We start from the raw sequence: 20236 nt of genomic DNA on the forward strand, positions 1-20236 counted from the left end.
GAGCGGGTCATTAGCTCAGTTGGTAGAGCAGTGGACTTTTAATCCATTGGTCGATGGTTCAAGTCCATCATGACCCACCATTCACAGATTTTTCTATTTTAAGTGTACGCATCTATGAGCAGGTCATTAGCTCAGTTGGGTGATACTAAACCGAAACGAAGTTTCGCAGTTAGTTAAACGCGAGTCAGGACGACGAGCCGGAATATCCCTACAGGACGTATTAATGGCACTTACACTCAGAGCGGGTCATTAGCTCAGTTGGTAGAGCAGTGGACTTTTAATCCATTGGTCGATGGTTCAAGTCCATCATGACCCACCATTTCCTAAAAATTCAAATCATCTCCAGCAAATTCAATTTTAAAAATCAATTACGAAACTGTTATTCACCTACCATTTTCAGTATAATGCGCGGCAATTTCCCATAGCATTTCACGGTCGAGAGAAATGAGCTTAGCTGAACAAATTATGCCAGAGGATTACATCTTTCCTCCAAAGCCAGCACCATTATCAGATGATGAAAAACTGGCTTATAAAGAACGTATCAAATCGCTTTTAAAAGAAAAGGATGCGGTATTAGTTGCACACTACTATACCGATCCGGAAATCCAAGCACTAGCAGAAGAAACCGGTGGTTGTGTTGCTGACTCGTTAGAGATGGCGCGTTTTGGTAGTAAACATTCAGCAAAAACGATTGTTGTTGCGGGTGTACGTTTTATGGGTGAAACAGCCAAAATTTTAACACCTGAAAAAACAGTTGTGATGCCAACCCTAGAAGCAACGTGTTCACTTGATGTGGGTTGCCCAATTGATGAGTTCTCAGCGTTTTGTGATCAGCACCCTGATCGTAAAGTAGTGGTTTACGCTAATACATCAACAGCAGTAAAAGCACGTGCAGATTGGATTGTTACCTCAAGCTGTGCACTTGAAATAGTTGAACACCTCGATGAGCAGGGCGATAAAATTATTTGGGGCCCAGATAAGCATTTAGGTTCTTATATTCAAAAGCAAACTGGTGCTGACATGATCATGTGGAATGGTGCATGTATTGTTCACGATGAGTTCAAAACCAAAGCGCTTAAAGACATGAAAGCTCTGCACCCAGACGCGGCAGTACTTGTACACCCAGAGTCACCAGCAGAAATTGTTGATCTTGCTGATGCAGTGGGTTCAACGAGCCAGCTTATTAAAGCAGCACAAGAGATGGACAACCAAAAGTTCATCGTGGCAACCGATCGCGGTATTTTTTATAAAATGCAGCAATTATGCCCTGAAAAAGAGTTCTTTGAAGCTCCTACTCAAGGTGAAGGCGCAACTTGTCGCAGCTGTGCACATTGCCCTTGGATGGCAATGAATGGCCTTAAAGCGATTGAAGAAGCGTTACTAGATGCAAGTGGCAAAGAAGTATTTGTAGATATGGAACTGCGTGAAGGCGCATTACGTTCGCTTAATCGCATGTTAGATTTTTCAGCATCGTTAAAGTTGGCAACTACAAACAATACTTAATTTGTTGTAATTTTAGTCGCTCACATTCAGTGTTCTAAAAAGTACTTGCTTACAATCAATGCATTGCATAAGATACGGCCCACATTGCGAAACGCAATGTTTTGCGGAGAGGTGGCTGAGTGGCCGAAGGCGCACGACTGGAACTCGTGTATAGGTTAACCCCTATCGAGGGTTCGAATCCCTCCCTCTCCGCCATTCTAGATTTAAAGAAAACGCTTGGGTTATACTCAGGCGTTTTTTTATGCCCTCATTATGTCAGGAGGGTGAGGCCCTCGATTTGGGTTCGACAAATTATCGGGAATAATTTGAACCGTGAAGGTGCCGCGAAGCGGGTAAATAAAAGGATGTATTTAAGTTTATCCCTCCCTCTGGGCCATTTTAGATTTAAAGAAAACGCTTGAGTTATGCTCAGGCGTTTTTTTATGCCTATAGTTTGTAAGCAGGGTGAGCCCCTCCATTTAGCTTCGACACATTATCGGGAATAATTTGAACCGCGAAGTGGATAAATTCATGGATTTCTCTAAGTTTATTCCTACCTCTACACTATTTTTATCCACTTAAACAGCTATCAATTTGTGCGCTTACATTGTTTGTGTTTGCTCGTTTTTATTACTTATTAGAAGGCTTCGTTAAATACGCGCGTGAAAGTCGGATAATTTGATATTTGCTCTTCATTAATAGCATATGGCTTAAAATTAACGATTTTCATTTTTCGAACTCTTTAGCTAACAAGGTCATATGTCCTAAAGGAATTAAAAAATCATCCTACTAATTCCATAATTCAATTTATTTAACATTCTTATTCCTAAAAATAGCAAAAACACCGGACATTCGTCCTTCTCATTTTTCAATGTTTAATAAATGTTAACAAGATCGTAAATCACTGTAAATAAAGACTAATTTGTAATTGATTTGTCACTTTATATGCCTAGCATACGACGTTCCTTAGTCGGGTAAAACAAAATCGGGAACAAGAAAATGTTGAAAAAAACACTTTTGGCGAGTGCGATTACGCTTGCGACAGCAAGTGCAAATGCAAACGTTATTATTTCAGAATACGTTGAAGGCGGCAGCTACAATAAAGCAGTTGAAATCTTTAATGCAGGTGATACTGCAGTAGATTTATCAACCTATGCACTTAACTTCTACTTTAATGGTAAAACTGAAGTAGGTCGTACCATCACTTTAGCAGGTGAACTTGCACCTAATACGACATACGTTGTAGCGCATTCGCGTGCGGTTGAAGAGTTAAAAGCGAAAGCGCAACTTGATACTGATGGCAGTTGGTTTAATGGTGACGACGCAGTTACGTTAACTAATAGCGACGTTGTAATCGATAGCTTAGGTCAAATCGGTGTTGATCCAGGTTCTGCATGGGTTAGTGGCGATGTACGTACGCAAGATCGTTCTTTAGTGCGTTTAGAGTCTGTAAAGTCTGGTCGTGTAGATGCTTTTGCTGAGTTTGACGGTGAAGTTGAGTGGATGGCGTTGCCAAAAGATGATTTTTCAAATGTAGGTAGTCATAACCAGCAAACACAAGAGCCAGATCCTGTTGAGTGTGGTGGTGATGCAACACTCATTAGCGCAATTCAGGGCAGTGGTGATGCAAGTTTACTGAACGGCGAAACAGTTGAAGTACAAGCCGTCGTTACATCTTCATTACAAGGTGATGATCAGCTAAAAGGTTTCTTCTTACAAGAAGAGTCATTTGATCAAGACAGTGATGTAATGACTTCAGAAGGTATTTTTGTTTATTACAACAAACAACTAGTGGCTGAAGGCGATGTTGTTAAGCTACGCGCTAAGGTAGAAGAAAAGTATGGTCAGACCCAGCTTAATTTCGTTAGCGATTTAAAAGTATGTGGCACTGAGAGCTTTGCAGCTGTTGAAGTGTCTTTGCCTGCTGATAATGGCCTAGAAGCTTATGAGGGCATGCTGGTAAGTGTATCAAATGAATTAGTAGTGAATGACACTTATGGTCTATCACGTTATGGTGAGCTAAAACTTGGCACCGAGCGTTTATTCCAAAGCACACAAGTTGCTCTTCCTGGCGATGCTGCAAACGCAGTAGAAGCTGAAAATCAGCTTAAATCTATCACATTAGATGATGGCTCAAGTGCACAAAACCCTGAAGTGATCCCTTATCCTACGCCTGAACTTGACGCCTACAATACCCTTCGTCTTGGCGATAAAGTGACAGGTCTTACTGGTGTGTTGGGTTATGGTTACAGTCAATTCCGTATTCACCCAACTGTAACGCCAAACTTTATTCAAGAAAATCTGCGCACAGAAGCGCCAGAAAGTGTTGAAAACAGCTATGTACGTATCGCAAGCTTTAACGTGCTTAATTACTTTAATGGAGACGGCCAAGGCGGTGGTTTCCCAACTGCACGTGGCGCAGATACTGCTGAAGAATTTGAGCGTCAAAAAGCAAAAACGGTAAATGCAATTTTAGCGTTAAATGCCGACGTAATTGGTTTGCTTGAAATGGAAAACGATGGTTTTTCTGACTTAAGTGCGATTGCGGATTTAGTTGCATCTCTAAATGCTGCGCAAGCAAATGATACTTATGCGTTTGTTAATTTAGGCACAGAGCAGGTAGGTGGTGACGCAATTATGTCTGCAATCATCTATCGCAGCAACAAAGTTGAGGAAGTGGGCACTGCGGCATTTACTGAAGCTGAACCGTTTGACTATGGTAACCGCCCACCAGTAATGCAAACATTTATAGACAAACTAACGAAAGAAACCTTTTCTGTTGTAATTACTCACTTACGTTCAAAGGGCAGTTGTAGAAAAGCAGAAGGCTTAGATGCTGATCAGAAAGATGGCCAAGGTTGTTGGAACCAAACACGTGTTAATGCGGTAAATAAGTTAAACGAATGGCTTGCAACAAATCCAACAACGGTTGCCGATGAAGATATGGTTATTTTGGGCGATATGAATGCCTATGGTGAAGAAGATCCAATCTACGCATTTGTGAACAATGGTTTTGTTAACATTAAGAAACAACGCTTTGGCCATACTCGTGATTATTCGTATGTTTATCAAGGTCGTATTGGTAGCTTAGATCACGCTTTTGCATCAAGCAGTATGTACGATAAAGTTGTGGGTATTCAAGATTGGCATATTAACGCTGATGAACCAGTATCGCTTGATTACAACATGGAATATAAGTCTGAAAAGCACCTAGCTAGTTTATATGCGGATACGCCATACCGTGCATCAGATCATGATCCTATTGTAATTGACTTTGATACACGTCCTGAGCCTACAATCATCGAAGGTAAAATTGAAAACATATCTGGTTGGTTCTGGTGGAATAGACAAATGATCGAGCTTCCAGAAGGTTTTGATACTTTAGAGGTATCTATTGAAGGTTATGGAGAAGCAGATTTATACCTAAGACATGATAAGAAACCAACGAAACGAAATTATGATTGCCGTCCTTATTTATGGGGTAGTAATGAAAGTTGTATGATAGAAAAACCTGAAGCTGGTGAATGGCATATAGGCTTAAAGGGAACCTTTTTCTATTACGGTGTAACTTTGAATTATAAAGCGACTAAACAGAATTTCTAATTGTTATTCGTTGATGTTAAGAGCAGCTAGTGCTGCTCTTTTTTTTGCACTAAATCTAATTATGTTAAGCTAGCACAGTTGGTTTTACAGGGTTAGATATGCTAAACAAGCAAATACAAAAGAAAATTTGTGATGTTCTAGGTGAGCATCATATTTGTAACGTTGAATCCTTCAAAACAGTTTGGAGTGGTTTTGGCAGTTTACAGCGCATGTCATTTGGCCCAGAGCAAAAAAGCATAGTTGTAAAATCTATTTCTATCCCTAATCAAATTAACCACCCCAAAGGGTGGAGCAGTGACTTCGCATCGAAGCGTAAACTTAAATCATACCGTGTAGAGCAAGCGTTTTATCGGCAATATGCAATGCATTTGAATGTTAAAACACCTCGATACCTAGGGTTTATTGAAGATGAAAATACACAGTACTTATTATTAAGTGATTTAGCGCAAGAAGGCTTTCGTGAAATTGCAGAGCAAAACCTTTTCTCTGTAAAACAGATCTTACTTTGGCTTGCAAACTTTCATGCGCAAAACCTAAACAAGTCCCCAGTGAATTTATGGCCTCAAGGAAGTTACTGGCATTTGGCAACGCGCCCAAACGAACTTAAGGCAATGTCGCACATTGCTTTAATGGAATCGGCTATAAAGCTAGATACACTACTGCAATCATGTAAGTACCAAACGCTTATTCATGGTGATGCAAAAATTGCTAATTTTATGCAAGCAGATAACAGTATTGTTGGTTACGACTTTCAGTATGTTGGTGGCGGGATTGGCATTATCGATGTGATGTTATTGCTAAGCAGTGCGTTTACCAGTGAGCTGTGTTTTAAATATGAAGAAGAGTTGCTGCAATACTATAAACAAGCGTTTCTTGAAGCATGTGAAGGTTTTTCTGTGGCCACTGCAAATCATGTTATAGATTGTTGGTTAGCGCTTTATCCCATCGCATGGGCTGATTTTGCACGGTTTTTAGATGGTTGGTCACCGGGGCATTGGAAATTACATGATTATGCTTGGCATCAGGTAGAAAAAGCGCTCAAACTCATTGGTTAAGCATCTTTAAAATTTATAAAGCTGTGATGCATTGTCATAACTCAGTTTTTGCCATATCGCTTCATTAGCACAGAGTTGTTTATAATGTTGCCACAGTGATAAATAGCTTGATGTCATTAAGCAAATTGGGAAATTACTGGCAAACATAATGCGCTCAAGCGTGAAATTCTCTGTTATATCTTTAAAAATTTGACCACGAAACGTGTTTGAAAGCGTCATTTGCTGCATTTCAAAGCCTGAATATTTAATGTAAATATTCGGAATTTTTGCCAGCAATACAATCGCGGTTAACCAATTTTTATAATTTTGTGGTGTGACAAGGCCTGCGTGATTAAGCACGATGTTTAAATTAGGGTGTGCTTTAGCAAGCTCACATAAACGTGTTGTGTGAGGCAATTCACTGATTTCAAATTGCGCTTCAAAAATAAGTTTATTTTTCGCCAATAAGGCAAAATTGCACTTAACGCTATGTGCGTGTAAACGCGTTGCATCGTTACCTTCAGTGATATCCCTAATTCCCACAAACGAGCTAAATTTTTGTAAGGTTTTTATCTGCTCTTCAAATACACTTGGCGCGACATCTATTTGGGCATAGCCAATGGCCTTGTGTAACTTGCCAATAGTGTTTTCAAGAAACGCGATCTCTTTCTCAGGTTGTTGGTTATTAAATCCAGCCTCAATATGCACAAAATTAGAGAGTATATAATCATCATTTAAGATAAGATCTTTGACTGAAAAATCTTTTTGCAGCATGGCAAGTTCAGGCCATGGGGGAAGGGCATTTTTGAGCCAAAAATAATCACCTTCATCTAAATAAAAAAGATGAAGGTGAGGGTCGAAAATAGTGTTACTGTGCTGTGTAGCCACCGTCAATGACCTGTAGGCTGCCTGTAATAAAACTAGCTTTATCACTCACTAAAAAACCGATGTAGTTCGCAACTTCAGTCGCTTTACCTAATCGATTTAATGGCTGTAAAGCCGCTTCTTCAGCATGAATTTCAGCTTTATTGGCACCGCTTTTTTCGCAATAGCTATCTATAGCATTATGATAAAGAGGTGTTTCAATCGTACCTGGGCAGATAGCGTTAGCACGGATATTGTGCTTTGCATAATCAAGCGCTGTAGTGCGCGCCATTGAGGCAAGAGATGCCTTTGTTAAGTTATAAGCAAAGGAATTCTTTTTGCCAATAAGCGCTTGATCAGAAGCGACAAGCACAATGGCACCACCATGCGTTTTCATAAACGGTAATGCATGTTTAATTAGGCTATAAGCACCTTTTACGTTAAGTGCAAAGAGGTCATCAAACATCTGTTCTGAGGTGTCTTCAATGTTAGCTGAAAGATGACGACCGGCATTTGAAACTAACGCGTCGATTTGCCCGTGTTTTTGACCGATTGTGGTTACCGCATTGGCAACAGCATCAACATCGCTTACATCACAAAGGATATGTTGACCAGTTTCTGATGGAGAAATATCCAAGTTATAAACGATATACTCATCAGCTATTAGCCGCGCCACAGTCGCTTCACCAATGCCTTTACTTCCACCTGTTACGATTGCAACTTTACTCATTGATTAGTGACCGCAGCCGCCTGCACCATGCACATGGCCATGCGATAACTCTTCGCTTGTAGCTGCACGTACTGATACAACTTCAATATCGAATTTTAGGTCTTTACCAGCAAATGGGTGGTTTAAATCACAATCAGCATTGAATCGACCCACTTTGATAATCGTTACTTGACGTTGACCTTGATCTGTATGCACTAATGCGGTCATACCAGGTTTCCATACTTTAGCGCCTTGTAGGTGCTTAAGTGGAATGCGTTGCACCGCATTATCATGACGCGGACCATATGCATCTTTCGCTTCAAGCTCAACGCTAAATTTATCGTCTGCAGACTTATCATCAAGTGCTTTTTCTAAGCCTGGTAACATGCCTTCATGGCCGTGAAGGTACGCTAATGGTGCGCCATCTTTGCTTGACTCTAATTGGTTTTCACCTTCAAAAACAGTGTAGTGAAATTCTACAACAGTATCTTTTGCGATTTGCATAACAATCCTAACTTTAACAATTTTTCGCAGTATATATGAAATCGATTTAAGACGCGAAAATCAATTGTTTAATGGCGCGGTATTGGTGAGTGAAAAATACGGAATTTGCAAAGCAATATCAGTAATCAGTTCGTTTTGTGATGAGGGTTTCTTTGATTGGGTAATTTTAATATTAAGTGTTTGGCCCGGTTTAATAATGTTAGTGTGCTTAAGCGCATTCCATTCTCGCAATTGATTTACTGTAACATCAAAGAGGGTAGCTACATGCCAAAGTGAATCACTTGGTTTTACAACGTAATTTACCTCAAGGGTTTCTACTTCAGGTTTTACTCGCTTAATGTAGCGGCTTATTGCATATTCACGAACTAGGTTAGGCATCGTTTTACTGCTTGCAGGCAAAATAAGCTTCTGTCCAAGTAGCAGCTTATCAGACGTTAAGCGATTGAGAGATTTAAGTTTGGCAATTGAGGTATTGGTTAATTTAGCTAAGCGATACAGTGAGTCCCCTTTTTTAACACGATACCCTTTTTCCAGCCCAACTCGGCTAAATAGGAGTATTTGCTCAAGTGTGGTGGCTAATTCATTAGGTAACAACAAATGGAAAGGACCTGTTGGCGCACTTTTATCGGCAATATAGGCACTATTAAGTTTAAGTAACTCTGTATTTGGGACTTTTAATAACTCAGCAATCACCAACATTGAAAACGGCTGCTCTATATCAATCATTCGTGTTGTTGGTTTATGTTCAATCGCATTAAAAAATTGAGGTTTGGTTTTAACCAGTTTATCAAGCGCTAATAATTTTGGAACGTATTCACTGGTTTCTTGCGGCAAGGTTAAATGCCAAAAATCAGTTGGTCTTTTGTTGCGTTTGTTGTGCAATAAAGCTTGTTTAACCTTACCTTCACCGCTGTTGTATGCGGCAATTGCTAATAACCAGTCTTTATTAAATGCTAAATATAAATCTTGTAGATAACTTAACGCCGCTTGTGTAGAGAGCATTAAATCAAAGCGCCCATCATAGTATTCGTTAATAGGCACATTGTAGTATTCTGCGATTACCGGCATTAACTGCCAGATCCCCGCTGCACCACGATGTGAAGTGGTCATTTTAAATTCACTTTCAACAATTGGTAACAATGCGAGCTCTAACGGCATTTTACGTTTTTTAAGTTCAGCGACAATATAAGGTAAATAAGGTTTTGCCCTAAGAGAAATCGCATTAGCGTAAAACGATTGTTGTAAATACCATTTCAGCTTTTCATCTATTAAGGGGTGCTTTTGGTAGGGCAGTTGTTGGTTATTTGCAATAGTAAGCCAAAGATTTGTTTTATTGGTGGCAGCAGAAACATGGGTATTTAAAAAGAATACCGAAAGTACAAAAACGATTATTTTTAAACGCCATTGCTGCGACATAAAAATGAGCCTTTTATCTTACTTATTTGAACTCTTATTACATTAAGTGTAGACAAGAAAAAAGTATCAGAAATGACAGATTTGAAAAAAGTTTATAACTTTAAGATTTAAAAGAAGTTAAAAAAACTTGTTAAAGAATAAGGGCTTGTTGCAAACACAAAGGGTAAGGCTATAAAAATCAAGGCCATAATTAGGTAACTTGAAACGCGTATAACGCTAATTTTTTTTAGTTGCAAAAGGGAAATGCCGCCAACAATACCGCCAGCAACAAGACAACTTCCCCACAGTTGAACCTGCAAGACAGTTACTGAATTATTGGTGTTTAAAAGTTGGCAAATTACCACAGCATCGACAATTAAAATGACAAAAAAAACAAAACTTATCACCAGTAGTTTTATGCCAAATAGTTGTGATGTTTGCATAGCCAGGCAAGTTTCAGCAAATTGAAAGTGTCACATTAATATCGTATTAGGCTAATAATTTCCAGAAAAATCTGAGATATAAGTTGAACAAATTAAAATAGTTATGGTTTTATCTTTTGTGTAAACGAAAAAAGCCAGAGGATTGATAAGAGAAAACACGTTTACTCATTTTAAGCGGTATTTAATTTAAAAATATGTAAACGTGTAATGAGATGTTTAGTAAAAAATGAAATGCTATTTCATTGCGAGTAACAACTTATTCACTAGTCCACTTAATTGCTCTGAATGCGTTGATTCAGTACTAAGCAGTTGATGGCAGAGGTTTAATGCCACCATGAGTAATACCTTATCGTCACTTTTAGTGTGTGCACGCAGTTTAAACTCATTTAACTCAGTATTTAATTTTTGTGCAGCAGCCAGCAAATCATCTTCTTTGCCTTTAGGACAAGCAACCATATGTTGCTTGCCAAGTAGGGTAATTGCGAGTCCGCGATTATCACCTTGAGTCATAAATTAGCTTGCCGCTTGGTTAAGCTTAGATACAAGTTCATTTAAAGATGCATGTTGAGAGTTTGCAGATTCTTCTAACTCCATGAGTTCAAGTTGAGTGGTTTCAAGTTCATCTTTAGTTTTTGCTAATGCTTGCTCAAGGTTAACTTTTTCTTCCTTGAGAGTTTGGTTTTGAGAAATTAACTGATCAACTAACGTATGTAGCGTAGAGTATAAATTGTCGCTCATAATAGCACGCCTTTAAAAAAGAATAGATATGACATAAATATGGGTTTTTGATGACAATACCAAGGCTAAGTTCAGGTTATTTTGTTAATTTTGATTCAACCGAACAAAATCTACCCATACTCAGTTAAGAAAAGGGGTATAATGGCTTAAAAATACATTTAGGGCTGTTTATGCTGAGCTATCGCCACTCGTTTCATGCGGGAAATCCTGCGGATGTTATTAAACATTTAGTGTTAATTGAAACGCTTTCTTATTTAACAAAAAAAGACAAACCTCTCGAATACATCGATACGCACTCAGGTGTAGGGATTTACCGCTTAGAAACGGCTGAGGCGCAAAAAACACAAGAGTATTTAGATGGCATAGCAAAGTTGTGGCAATACCAAGGTGATCATAACGCAATTGCCAATTACGTCGCCAAGGTAAAACAGTTTAATCAAGGTGAACTTGAAGTGTACCCTGGGTCGCCAATGGTTGCAGATAGCTTATTGCGTGATGATGACAAACGTTGGTTGTTTGAACTTCATCCTAAAGATAGCGAAAGCCTTAAAAACAATATGGTAGAGTTAAGCACTCGTCGTAAACAAACCTTTGTGCGAAAAGAAAATGGTTTTCAAGGCTTACTAGGCTTATTACCTCCTAAAGCAAAACGCGGTTGTGTGCTGATAGATCCGCCTTATGAGATTAAATCGGATTACGAGCAAGTTGTTAAAACGGTTAAAAAAGCCTATGAGAAATTCAATAGCGGCACCATCATGATTTGGTACCCTGTGGTTTCTCGTGAGCGCATTGACATTATGGAAGCGGGCTTAATAAATTCAGGGATTCGTAATATTCAATTATTTGAATTAGCCACTAGCGCAGACTCTGAAGAGTTAGGTATGACAGCATCGGGTATGATAGTTATTAATCCACCATGGACACTAAAACAAACAATGGATGAGTGTTTACCTGAGCTTGTTTCCTTATTAGCTGATGATGATGGTTTTTACCGCAGTGAACAACTGGTAGAAGAATAAAAAAAGCCGCTTTAACAGCGGCTTTTTTTATGTGTTTATTTTTGACCGATTTACGATTAAAAATAAACAGCGTTAAATTGTGCAATCTTTTCTTTTGATTCGTTAAATAAGGTAAGTGTTTCACCTTTAATTTTGTACTCAAATGTATCTTGCAGAACTTGATGCATACTTCTATCTAAGTCGTTTGCACGGCCTTGACACATCTTCATTGTAGATGCCATGCCTTTAAAGCGTAGGCCATATTCTTTAGCAATAAAACTGCCCATAAAGTTATTACAGCCAGCAAAACCTTTAACGCTGCCATCAGCCTTTAATTGCACAAACAGCTCTCGTGCACCCTGTGGTGTATTAACCGATTCACCATTAAGCACCATTGCTTTCCAGTAAGTATTGGTAAGCGATACGTTTGGTTTTACTGGTGGAGCTACTTTTGTCACACGAATTTTTAATGGCTCGTCAGATGCAAAAGGGTTATTTGATTGCGTTGAGGTATAAAGCAATTTACCGTCTTTACGAATTTGTGCGCGCACATTGTAACGCATATTGTCTTTAATTAAGGCGTTATCATAATCTAGTGACACTTGATAAGGCGGTGCGCTATTCAGGGTGACTAATTTACTGCTAATCACGGTTGCTGCAACATCCATTTTTGAAACATCTTCAAGTGTTACGGTTAATTCTGAATTAGGCGGCAGCATGCTGCGATCTAAATAGTAAACTTCAGTTTGTAGACTGTTCATTACCTTTTCCTCAACTTCGGGTGCTGATTGACAACCAGCTAATGTCATTGAGCCAGTAGCGATGAGTGAACATAAAAGCAATGGTTTAGCAAAGCGATTCATAGTAGTTCCTTTATTTTGAGTGATTGCAAAAATAGTTGAATTTATGGTTATTCTACTTTCCTTTTATTAACTTACGCTTAATTTAAATCAAATGCACCTAATTGTTTCTAAATTAGATAATTTTAAATTCGCTAATTTAGATGTTAACAAGGCAATCAGTGAACTAGTTGTATTGTCTATTTGGTTGAGTCCATGTAATAAGGTCATATAATAGAGATCGATGATTATCTCAGCTTGCATTTCATTGGCATCGTTATCATGGATAAGCAATGCTTTAAAATGCGCTAATTGTGGAGCCTTTACTAATGGCTGTGCTGATCCCAGGAGATGTTGCTTATTAGGGAAATAAAGAGGGGTTTTAGTATTAATAAATGCTTTTAAATCAGAAGTGAAAGTAAATGAACGTTAAATCAGCAGAATTCCCACATGATTTGAATATACCGTGTAAAAGTCACTTACCTTGTTATCAAGATGCTTTTTTAGTTACTACAACAAACCAGTCTCTTAGTGTAGCGCAGGTTTATTTCGCCATATTTGCCGAGTTACCAAAAGGGGTAACGCTACTTTTGGGGCTTAGAAACAAAAAATTTTTCGTTACTTTGCTTTCAAAGCGAGCGAAAGCACTATGGCTGATAATTTAGACAATATTCGGGTAGGGCAGAAAGCCGGCTTTTTAGAATATGTGCATGTAAGTGAAGGTGTAGTCGTTAGTTTTTGTGAAGAGAGTAATATGGCAATGTGGTTATCAGTAAAGCGTGTTGAGGATAACTCTTTTGTCATAGCAACACGGGTTGAATTACGGACTTGGCAAGCACGTATTTATATGGCGTTAATTAAGCCATTTCATCGGGTGATTGCGCCACTTTGTATTCGCAGTGCATTACAACAAGGGAAAATATAAAAGCCAGCGAGTTGCTGGCTTTTTTACAATTTTTACTTCACTTCTTTACCTGCGGCTTGTAAATCCGCGTGGTAGCTTGAGCGAACAAATGGGCCACATGCTGCGTGACTAAAACCAATTTCATCAGCATAGTCTTTAAGTGCATCAAATTCTGCTGGTGGCACGTAACGTTTTACTGGTAGGTGATGTTTTGAAGGCTGTAAATACTGACCAACAGTTAACATGTCTACATTGTGCTCGCGTAAATCACGAAGAACTTCTTCAATTTCACTGATCTCTTCACCTAAGCCAACCATTAAACCTGACTTAGTTTTGACATTTGGATGCGCTTCTTTAAAGCGACGTAGTAATTCAAGAGACCACTTATAATCTGCACCTGGGCGTGCAAGTTTATACAGGCGAGGGGCAGTTTCTAGATTGTGATTGAATACATCAGGTGGTGTATCAATTAAAATCTCAAGGGCTTTTTCCATACGACCACGGAAATCTGGCACTAAAATTTCAATTGTAATACCTGGATTGTGCTTGCGAATTTCACGAATACAATCGGCAAAGTGCTGGGCACCACCGTCACGTAAGTCATCACGGTCTACCGAGGTAATTACAACGTAGCTAAGCTTCATATCTTTGATAGTAAGCGCTAGTTTTTCTGGCTCCTCGGCATCAGGCTTTAAAGGACGACCATGTGCAACATCACAGAACGGGCAACGACGAGTACAAATCGCACCTAAAATCATAAAGGTGGCTGTGCCGTGGTTAAAGCACTCTGATAAATTTGGACAAGATGCTTCTTCACATACTGAGTGAAGGCCATGCTTACGCATTGCGCTTTTAATACCATCGATGCGCTCACTTGATTTTGGTAAACGGATCTTTAGCCATTCAGGCTTACGAAGCATTTCTTCTTTTTCAGTTGGCATAACCTTGACGGGGATAAGTGCCATTTTTTCAGCATCACGGAGTTTTACACCCGGTTGCATTTTTACAGGTTTAGTCATCGATTAAAAACCTACTACTTGCTCATATTCAGTGTTACCTAGTCGTTTGACTAAGTGCTTAACCAGCCCGTCTGACGCTTCTGCAAGCGTTTGTGGACCATTTATTTGTTTGGTCTGGAGCATTTCCATGCCAGCATAGCCACATGGGCTGTGGACCATTTATTTGTTTGGTCTGGAGCATTTCCATGCCAGCATAGCCACATGGGTTGATCCGTAAAAACGGCTCCATATCCATATCAATATTCAGTGCAAGACCGTGAAAAGAACAGCCGCGTCTTACACGTAGGCCTAAAGAGGCTATTTTCTTTTCATCAACGTAAACGCCTGGGGCATCGGCTTTTGCATATGCATCAATACCAAAATCTTTCAGTGTATCGATTACCGTTTCTTCAAGCCAGGTAACAAGCTCTCGCACACCAATTTTAAGGCGACGTAAATTGAATAACACATACAATACCTGTTGACCCGGTCCGTGATAAGTTACTTGGCCACCACGGTCAACTTTAACTACCGGAATATCACCAGTCATTAATAAGTGTTCTTCTTTACCAGCTTGACCTTGGGTAAACACAGGATTGTGTTCAACTAACCAAATTTCATCAGCGGCATCGTCATCACGGGTATCTGTATAGTGTTGCATTGCTTGCCATACAGGTTCGTAATCTTGACGATTAAGTTGTCGAACAATTAATTTAGGCATGTTAATAAGCCTTAAAGCACGTAACGTACGTCTGCAATTGAGCCAAGCTCAGTGTAAATTGATTCGATATGTTCTTTGCTCGTAACAGTTGCAACTAAACTTACCGATTCATAATTCCCTTTACTGCTTGCTTTCGTTTTAGGGGCATAGTCACCAGGGGCTAATTTTTGCATCACAGCTAAAACTTGCGAAGTTAAGTCGACATTTGCCAAACCCATTACTTTAAAAGTAAACGGACAAGGAAACTCTAAAAACTCGTCAAATTTTGTATTTGTAACCGGATTAACCACATTTCACCTCAGTAATTATAGGGTTATTACGGCCATTTGGCTGGCCTTAAGAAAATGCCCGCTAGTCTACCATAAATTCGATAAAAGGCTTATTAATAATGCTTATCTGTGTTTTAGCGGTTGTTTATCTGTGTTGAGAGTTTGCAGTAAGTTCAGCGAGCTCAAAAGTTTACAAAAAAAGCGCCAATTGGCGCTTTTTTATTATTTGCTCACGACTAATTGCTAATTTGCAGACGAATATAGTCGTAAATCTTGCTGAAGAAACTCCCTTCATTAATTTCTTCAAGTGTTACCAGCGGATACTGTGCAATATCTTCACCGTCAAGTTGAAGGAAAAGAGTACCTACTTTAACGCCTTTAGCTAAAGGCGCTTCTAGTGTTTGGTCAAGTTTAAAGTTTGCTTTAAGGTTTTTCATCTGACCGCGCGGAATAGTGATTGGCGTATCTTCTAAAATACCAAGTGAAACTGTTTCTTTATGGCCCATCCAAATGCGTTGTTCAGCAAAGCTATCGCCTGCTTTATACGGTGTTACAGTTTCGAAGAAACGGAAGCCGTAGTTAAGTAGCTTGCGGCTTTCTGTTGCACGAGAACGCTCGCTTTTTGTGCCCATAACTACTGAAACTAAACGCATATTGCCTTTTTTAGCAGAGGTTACAAGGCTATAACCTGCTTCGCTAGTGTGGCCAGTTTTAATACCATCAACACTTAAGTTTTCATCCCATAACAAAGAGTTACGGTTATACTGCTTAATGCCGTTATAAGTGAATGATTTTTCAGCATACAGTGCATATTCAGCAGGTACATCACGGATCAGCGCCACACCCAAAGTCGCCATATCACGTGGAGTTGTAAAGTGTTCAGTGGTATCTAAACCGTGGCTATTAATGAAGTGCGTATTTGTCATGCCTAGCTTTTGCGCATGAGCGTTCATTAAATCAGCAAATGCGGCTTCGCTACCTGCAATATGCTCTGCCATAGCAACACACGCATCGTTACCTGATTGAATGATGATACCGCGATTTAAATCTTCAACAGATACTTGCTTACCTACTTCGATAAACATTTTTGAAGAATCTGGAAAATTCTTAGCCCATGCTTTTTCACTAATGGTAACTTGATCATCGAGTGAAATATTGCCGCTTTCAACTTCAAGGCCGATAACATAACTCGTCATCATTTTGGTTAAACTGGCTGGCGCTAATTTAGTATCAGCTTCACCTTCAGCAATGACTTTACCGGTAGTAAAGTCTACTAAGAAATAACCCTTGGCATTAATTTGAGGCGGAGCAGGGATGATTTGTGCTTGCAGAGAAAAGCACGACGCTGCTGCAATCGCAGCAATAACTGTTTTTTTAATTCGATTCATTGGCTTTTTGGGTCAATTGTATTAGTTTTGGGTATTTTAAGTTAATTATCCTAAAGCAATCAGTCACTGTAAAGCATGAATGCGTTTTGATGACTGTTAGCTTTAATTTTATCGAGTAATTCTTTGGCTACTTGCGCGTTGTCGATTGGACCAAGGCGCAGACGATAAATTCCATCTTTTTTCACAATTTTACTGTCTACTTGGTATTCATAGGTTAACTCTTTCGCGAGTACACCTAATTGCTCCACACTTTGCGCTGCAGCAATTTGAATGTAGGCATTGTGATGATTTGTCTCAGGCAGTAAAGCTTCAATTTTTACTTTTGCTGTACCTTGGCGATGATAGCCAAGTTTATAGGCTGCAGCATATGATAAATCAATAATACGATCATCATGAAATGGTCCACGATCGTTCACACGAACAATCGCAGTATTGCCATTTTCTAAATTTGTTACACGAACGAAACTGGGCAAAGGTAAGGTCTTATGTGCAGCCGTCATAGCGAACATATCGTAAGGCTCACCGTTAGACGTATCGTGGCCATGAAATTTACGGCCATACCATGAAGCAATGCCAGTTTCAGTAAAACCAGCTTCACTGTGCAGTGGGATATAGCGTTTACCAAGCACTTCATAAGGCTGACTGGCTGAAATACTTTTCTTTTCAGAAGTGACAGTCACATCTTGCATTTCTTCTGGGTAGGGTGCACGCAGGGGGGCTGCATCATGACGCATACTGTAGCGTCCTGAAGGGGCACAGGCTGAAATTAAAATTAAAGTAATTAAAAGTAGTAGGTGTTTCATTGTGTTATTTCACCAAAATACGCTTATGGGTTGCAATAGACATAATAATACCGAACCCCGCAAGCAGGGTTACCATGGACGTACCGCCATAGCTGATAAGGGGAAGGGGAACCCCTACTACAGGTAATAATCCTGATACCATACCAATATTTACAAAAACGTAAACAAAGAAGGTCAGGGTGATGCTCGCAGCAAGTAGTTTGCCAAACGCATCTTGTGCGCTAACAGCAATAAATAAACCACGAGCAATAATAAATAAATACAAGCTAAGTAAAACTGTGACACCAATTAAGCCAAATTCTTCGCTAAGTACCGAGAATATAAAATCGGTGTGACGCTCAGGCAAAAATTCAAGTTGCGACTGCGTTCCATGCGTCCAACCTTTACCTTCAACACCGCCCGAGCCAATGGCTATTTTTGACTGGATAATATGATAGCCAGCACCAAGAGGGTCGCTCTCAGGGTCAAGCATGGTTAATACGCGAGTCTTTTGATATTCGTGCATGCCATAATGCCAAAAACCATAAATAGCTACAGGCGCAACAGCCAAAGCACCAAGAATTAGTCGCCAATGAAGGCCAGCAAAAAACAACACAAATAAACCAGAACTGGCAATAAGAATCGATGTACCTAAGTCAGGTTGTTTCATTATTAATCGGGTAGGGATGGCAACAATTAAAAGACCAATCGCCAAATGGCGGTATTTGGGTGGTAAATGATAGCGACTAATGTACCAAGCAACCATGATGGGCATGGCGAGCTTCATTACTTCTGACGGTTGAAAGCGAATGCCAATATTGAGCCAACGCTGCGCGCCTTTACTCGATACACCAAAAAATATAACAGCAACAAGTAATGCAACGCCAACAAGGTAAATTGGTAATGCCCAACGGCGCATGTTACTTGGTGATACTTGAGCAAGGGCAAACATCACAATTAAACCAAGCCCTATACGGGTTGCTTGGCGAACTACCAAATCAATATTTTGGCCACCTGCGCTGTAGACAACCACTAAACTGCCCACCATTAAGGCCAAAATTGCTACCAGCATAGGCCAATCTAAGTGAAGTCTATCCCAAATGGTTTTATTATGATTGAGCGCCTTCACGGTTTACCTACCAGTGATTTAGGTTTGTTTGAGAAGTAGTAGTCCATTAATGTACGTGCAATGGGTGCACCCACTGTAGAGCCTCCACCGGCGTTTTCTACGGTAACCGCAACGATGATTTCTGGTTTTTTATAGGGTGCAAAACCTACGTACATGGCATTGTCGCGATGACGCTCATCGAGTTTTTCAGCATCATAGCGCTCACCCTGAGCAATACTTTTTACTTGCGCTGTACCTGTTTTACCTCCAGCAGTATACTGAGCACCAATAAATGCTTTATGTGCTGTACCATTGTTCAAATGAACTGTGTTGTACATCGCACGCAGTGCAATATCCCAATTAGCCTCATTTTTAAGTTGAATTGGAGGCTTTTCATCGCGGGCAATAATTTGCACTTGATCACTAAGCTTGGTCGCAGATACTAAATGTGGCTGAAAACGCTGACCTTTATTCACCATAATGCTCATAGAGTTGGCAATTTGCATCGGTGTGGCTGTCCAGTAACCTTGACCAATCGAAATATTTGGCGTGTCACCTGGATACCAAGGTAATTTATACGTTACCTCTTTCCACTCACGCGATGGAAGGTTTGCGGTTTTTTCTTCATAAATATCAATACCTGTGAGCTGACCAAAACCAAATTGGTACATAAATGCACTGATTTTATCGATACCTAAGCGATAACCCACTTCATAAAAGTAGGTATCACAACTTTCTTCAATGGCTTTATATACGTCAACTTTACCATGGCCCCAAGGTCGCCAGTCACGCCAACGGTGATCTGCTTTAGGTAGCTTAAAAAAGCCGGGGTCGTGCATTTCAGTTGTTTCGGTTACCACGTCTTCATCAAGTGCTAGTATTGCTAGATGTGGTTTAATGGTTGATGCAGGCGGATAAACCCCTTTGGTTACTCGGTTAACTAAAGGTCTATCTGGGTTGAGTAGGGCTTTGTAGTCAGCGCCACTTATTCCATGAACAAACAGGTTTGGGTCGTAACTTGGGTTTGAATAGAACGCTAAAACGCCACCATCCCTTGCATCCATAACAACGACAGCGCCGCGCTCTTCACCGAGTGCAGCTTGCGCAATTTGCTGCAAACCAATGTCCAAGGTCAGAATTAGATCCTTACCTGGTTCTGGATCCGTTGATTTTAAGGTGCGAAGAATACGACCGCGGTTATTAATTTCAACTTCTTCACTGCCAACTACGCCGTGTAAAATTTCTTCGTAATACTTTTCGATGCCTAGTTTACCAATATCTCGCGTGGCGCGGTAATTAACATCGCGCCCTTCCATTTCTAGCTCGAGATGTTCTGCTTTATTCATTTTTGCAACGTAGCCAATGGCATGAGTGAGTGCATCACCATATGGGTAATGCCTTGCTAAGCGAGCTTCAACACTGAAGCCAGGGTATTTGTGTTGATTGACAGAAAATAA

19 protein-coding genes, 3 tRNA genes and 1 pseudogene are annotated in these 20236 nt (G+C 39.9%); 8 read left to right on the plus strand and 15 right to left on the minus strand.

Going from position 1 to position 20236, the window contains the following annotated elements:
* The first annotated feature begins 4 nt into the window (after nucleotides 1–4).
* From ON073_RS16425 to ON073_RS16450, 6 genes are all read left to right on the plus strand, one after another.
* Nucleotides 5–80: transfer RNA gene (locus ON073_RS16425), tRNA-Lys, on the plus strand.
* 163 nt (nucleotides 81–243) lie between these two features.
* Nucleotides 244–319: transfer RNA gene (locus ON073_RS16430), tRNA-Lys, on the plus strand.
* 125 nt (nucleotides 320–444) lie between these two features.
* On the plus strand, nucleotides 445–1503 hold the full coding sequence (gene nadA / locus ON073_RS16435) for a quinolinate synthase NadA (RefSeq protein ID WP_274762976.1): 1059 nt from the start codon (nucleotides 445–447) through the stop codon (nucleotides 1501–1503).
* Between the two features lie 105 nt (nucleotides 1504–1608).
* Nucleotides 1609–1698 (plus strand) — tRNA-Ser (locus tag ON073_RS16440).
* A gap of 783 nt (nucleotides 1699–2481) precedes the next feature.
* Complete coding sequence (locus ON073_RS16445; RefSeq protein ID WP_274762977.1) at nucleotides 2482–5085, plus strand: ExeM/NucH family extracellular endonuclease; 2604 nt, start codon at nucleotides 2482–2484, stop codon at nucleotides 5083–5085.
* A 98-nt stretch (nucleotides 5086–5183) separates the two neighbouring features.
* Nucleotides 5184–6140 carry a phosphotransferase gene (locus ON073_RS16450; protein ID WP_274762978.1) on the plus strand — a complete coding sequence of 319 codons (957 nt, stop codon included), beginning with the start codon at nucleotides 5184–5186 and terminating at the stop codon, nucleotides 6138–6140.
* A gap of 6 nt (nucleotides 6141–6146) precedes the next feature.
* On the opposite strand, the gene ON073_RS16455 is transcribed toward ON073_RS16450, so the two are convergent.
* The 7 genes from ON073_RS16455 to ON073_RS16485 all read right to left on the minus strand — a co-directional run bounded on the left by ON073_RS16455 (nucleotide 6147) and on the right by ON073_RS16485 (nucleotide 10772).
* The gene (locus ON073_RS16455; RefSeq protein ID WP_274762979.1) at nucleotides 6147–7007 is read right to left on the minus strand and encodes an amidohydrolase family protein; all 861 of its coding nucleotides are present in this window, start codon (nucleotides 7005–7007) and stop codon (nucleotides 6147–6149) included.
* Nucleotides 6988–7713 carry an SDR family NAD(P)-dependent oxidoreductase gene (locus ON073_RS16460; protein ID WP_274762980.1) on the minus strand — a complete coding sequence of 242 codons (726 nt, stop codon included), beginning with the start codon at nucleotides 7711–7713 and terminating at the stop codon, nucleotides 6988–6990. Before ON073_RS16460 ends, ON073_RS16455 begins: the two co-directional genes overlap by 20 nt.
* Nucleotides 7714–7716: 3 nt before the next feature.
* The gene (locus tag ON073_RS16465) at nucleotides 7717–8196 is read right to left on the minus strand and encodes an FKBP-type peptidyl-prolyl cis-trans isomerase (RefSeq protein ID WP_274762981.1); all 480 of its coding nucleotides are present in this window, start codon (nucleotides 8194–8196) and stop codon (nucleotides 7717–7719) included.
* Nucleotides 8197–8256: 60 nt separating this feature from the next.
* On the minus strand, nucleotides 8257–9612 hold the full coding sequence (locus ON073_RS16470) for a LysM peptidoglycan-binding domain-containing protein (RefSeq protein ID WP_274762982.1): 1356 nt from the start codon (nucleotides 9610–9612) through the stop codon (nucleotides 8257–8259).
* A 107-nt stretch (nucleotides 9613–9719) separates the two neighbouring features.
* Nucleotides 9720–10034 (minus strand): hypothetical protein, encoded by a 315-nt coding sequence (locus tag ON073_RS16475; RefSeq protein ID WP_274762983.1) that lies wholly within the window; start codon nucleotides 10032–10034, stop codon nucleotides 9720–9722.
* A gap of 234 nt (nucleotides 10035–10268) precedes the next feature.
* Nucleotides 10269–10544 carry a cell division protein ZapA gene (locus ON073_RS16480; protein ID WP_274762984.1) on the minus strand — a complete coding sequence of 92 codons (276 nt, stop codon included), beginning with the start codon at nucleotides 10542–10544 and terminating at the stop codon, nucleotides 10269–10271.
* A gap of 3 nt (nucleotides 10545–10547) precedes the next feature.
* On the minus strand, nucleotides 10548–10772 hold the full coding sequence (locus ON073_RS16485; protein WP_274762985.1) for a DUF904 domain-containing protein: 225 nt from the start codon (nucleotides 10770–10772) through the stop codon (nucleotides 10548–10550).
* 170 nt (nucleotides 10773–10942) lie between these two features.
* Between ON073_RS16485 and ON073_RS16490 the strand changes: the two genes are divergently transcribed.
* The gene (locus ON073_RS16490) at nucleotides 10943–11791 is read left to right on the plus strand and encodes a 23S rRNA (adenine(2030)-N(6))-methyltransferase RlmJ (protein WP_274762986.1); all 849 of its coding nucleotides are present in this window, start codon (nucleotides 10943–10945) and stop codon (nucleotides 11789–11791) included.
* A 56-nt stretch (nucleotides 11792–11847) separates the two neighbouring features.
* Here the strand turns inward: ON073_RS16490 and ON073_RS16495 are convergent, their stop codons facing one another.
* Nucleotides 11848–12633, minus strand: coding sequence for an META domain-containing protein (locus ON073_RS16495; RefSeq protein ID WP_274762987.1), 786 nt, complete (start codon nucleotides 12631–12633; stop codon nucleotides 11848–11850).
* A 586-nt stretch (nucleotides 12634–13219) separates the two neighbouring features.
* On the opposite strand from ON073_RS16495, the gene ON073_RS16500 reads away from it, so the two are divergent.
* On the plus strand, nucleotides 13220–13534 hold the full coding sequence (locus ON073_RS16500; RefSeq protein WP_342455422.1) for a DUF2867 domain-containing protein: 315 nt from the start codon (nucleotides 13220–13222) through the stop codon (nucleotides 13532–13534).
* A 32-nt stretch (nucleotides 13535–13566) separates the two neighbouring features.
* Here ON073_RS16500 and lipA read toward each other — a convergent pair whose 3' ends face one another.
* The 7 genes and pseudogenes from lipA to mrdA all read right to left on the minus strand — a co-directional run.
* Complete coding sequence (lipA, locus tag ON073_RS16505; protein WP_038641019.1) at nucleotides 13567–14532, minus strand: lipoyl synthase; 966 nt, start codon at nucleotides 14530–14532, stop codon at nucleotides 13567–13569.
* Nucleotides 14533–14535: 3 nt separating this feature from the next.
* Nucleotides 14536–15238 (minus strand): annotated as a pseudogene (gene lipB, locus ON073_RS16510) (lipoyl(octanoyl) transferase LipB).
* A gap of 5 nt (nucleotides 15239–15243) precedes the next feature.
* Nucleotides 15244–15522 (minus strand): DUF493 family protein YbeD, encoded by a 279-nt coding sequence (gene ybeD, locus ON073_RS16515; protein ID WP_274762989.1) that lies wholly within the window; start codon nucleotides 15520–15522, stop codon nucleotides 15244–15246.
* A 215-nt stretch (nucleotides 15523–15737) separates the two neighbouring features.
* Nucleotides 15738–16889: a serine hydrolase gene (locus ON073_RS16520; protein WP_274762990.1), complete on the minus strand. Its 1152-nt coding sequence runs from the start codon at nucleotides 16887–16889 to the stop codon at nucleotides 15738–15740.
* A 59-nt stretch (nucleotides 16890–16948) separates the two neighbouring features.
* The gene (locus ON073_RS16525) at nucleotides 16949–17692 is read right to left on the minus strand and encodes a septal ring lytic transglycosylase RlpA family protein (RefSeq protein ID WP_274762991.1); all 744 of its coding nucleotides are present in this window, start codon (nucleotides 17690–17692) and stop codon (nucleotides 16949–16951) included.
* Between the two features lie 4 nt (nucleotides 17693–17696).
* The gene (gene rodA / locus ON073_RS16530) at nucleotides 17697–18800 is read right to left on the minus strand and encodes a rod shape-determining protein RodA (protein WP_274762992.1); all 1104 of its coding nucleotides are present in this window, start codon (nucleotides 18798–18800) and stop codon (nucleotides 17697–17699) included.
* A partial coding sequence (gene mrdA / locus ON073_RS16535) for a penicillin-binding protein 2 (RefSeq protein ID WP_274762993.1) occupies nucleotides 18797–20236 on the minus strand: 1440 nt, incomplete at its 5' end. The genes mrdA and rodA, both read right to left, overlap by 4 nt.

Origin of the sequence: Pseudoalteromonas sp. G4 (genome assembly GCF_028875915.1) — a bacterium.
In the GTDB taxonomy this organism is placed as follows: Bacteria; Pseudomonadota; Gammaproteobacteria; order Enterobacterales; family Alteromonadaceae; genus Pseudoalteromonas.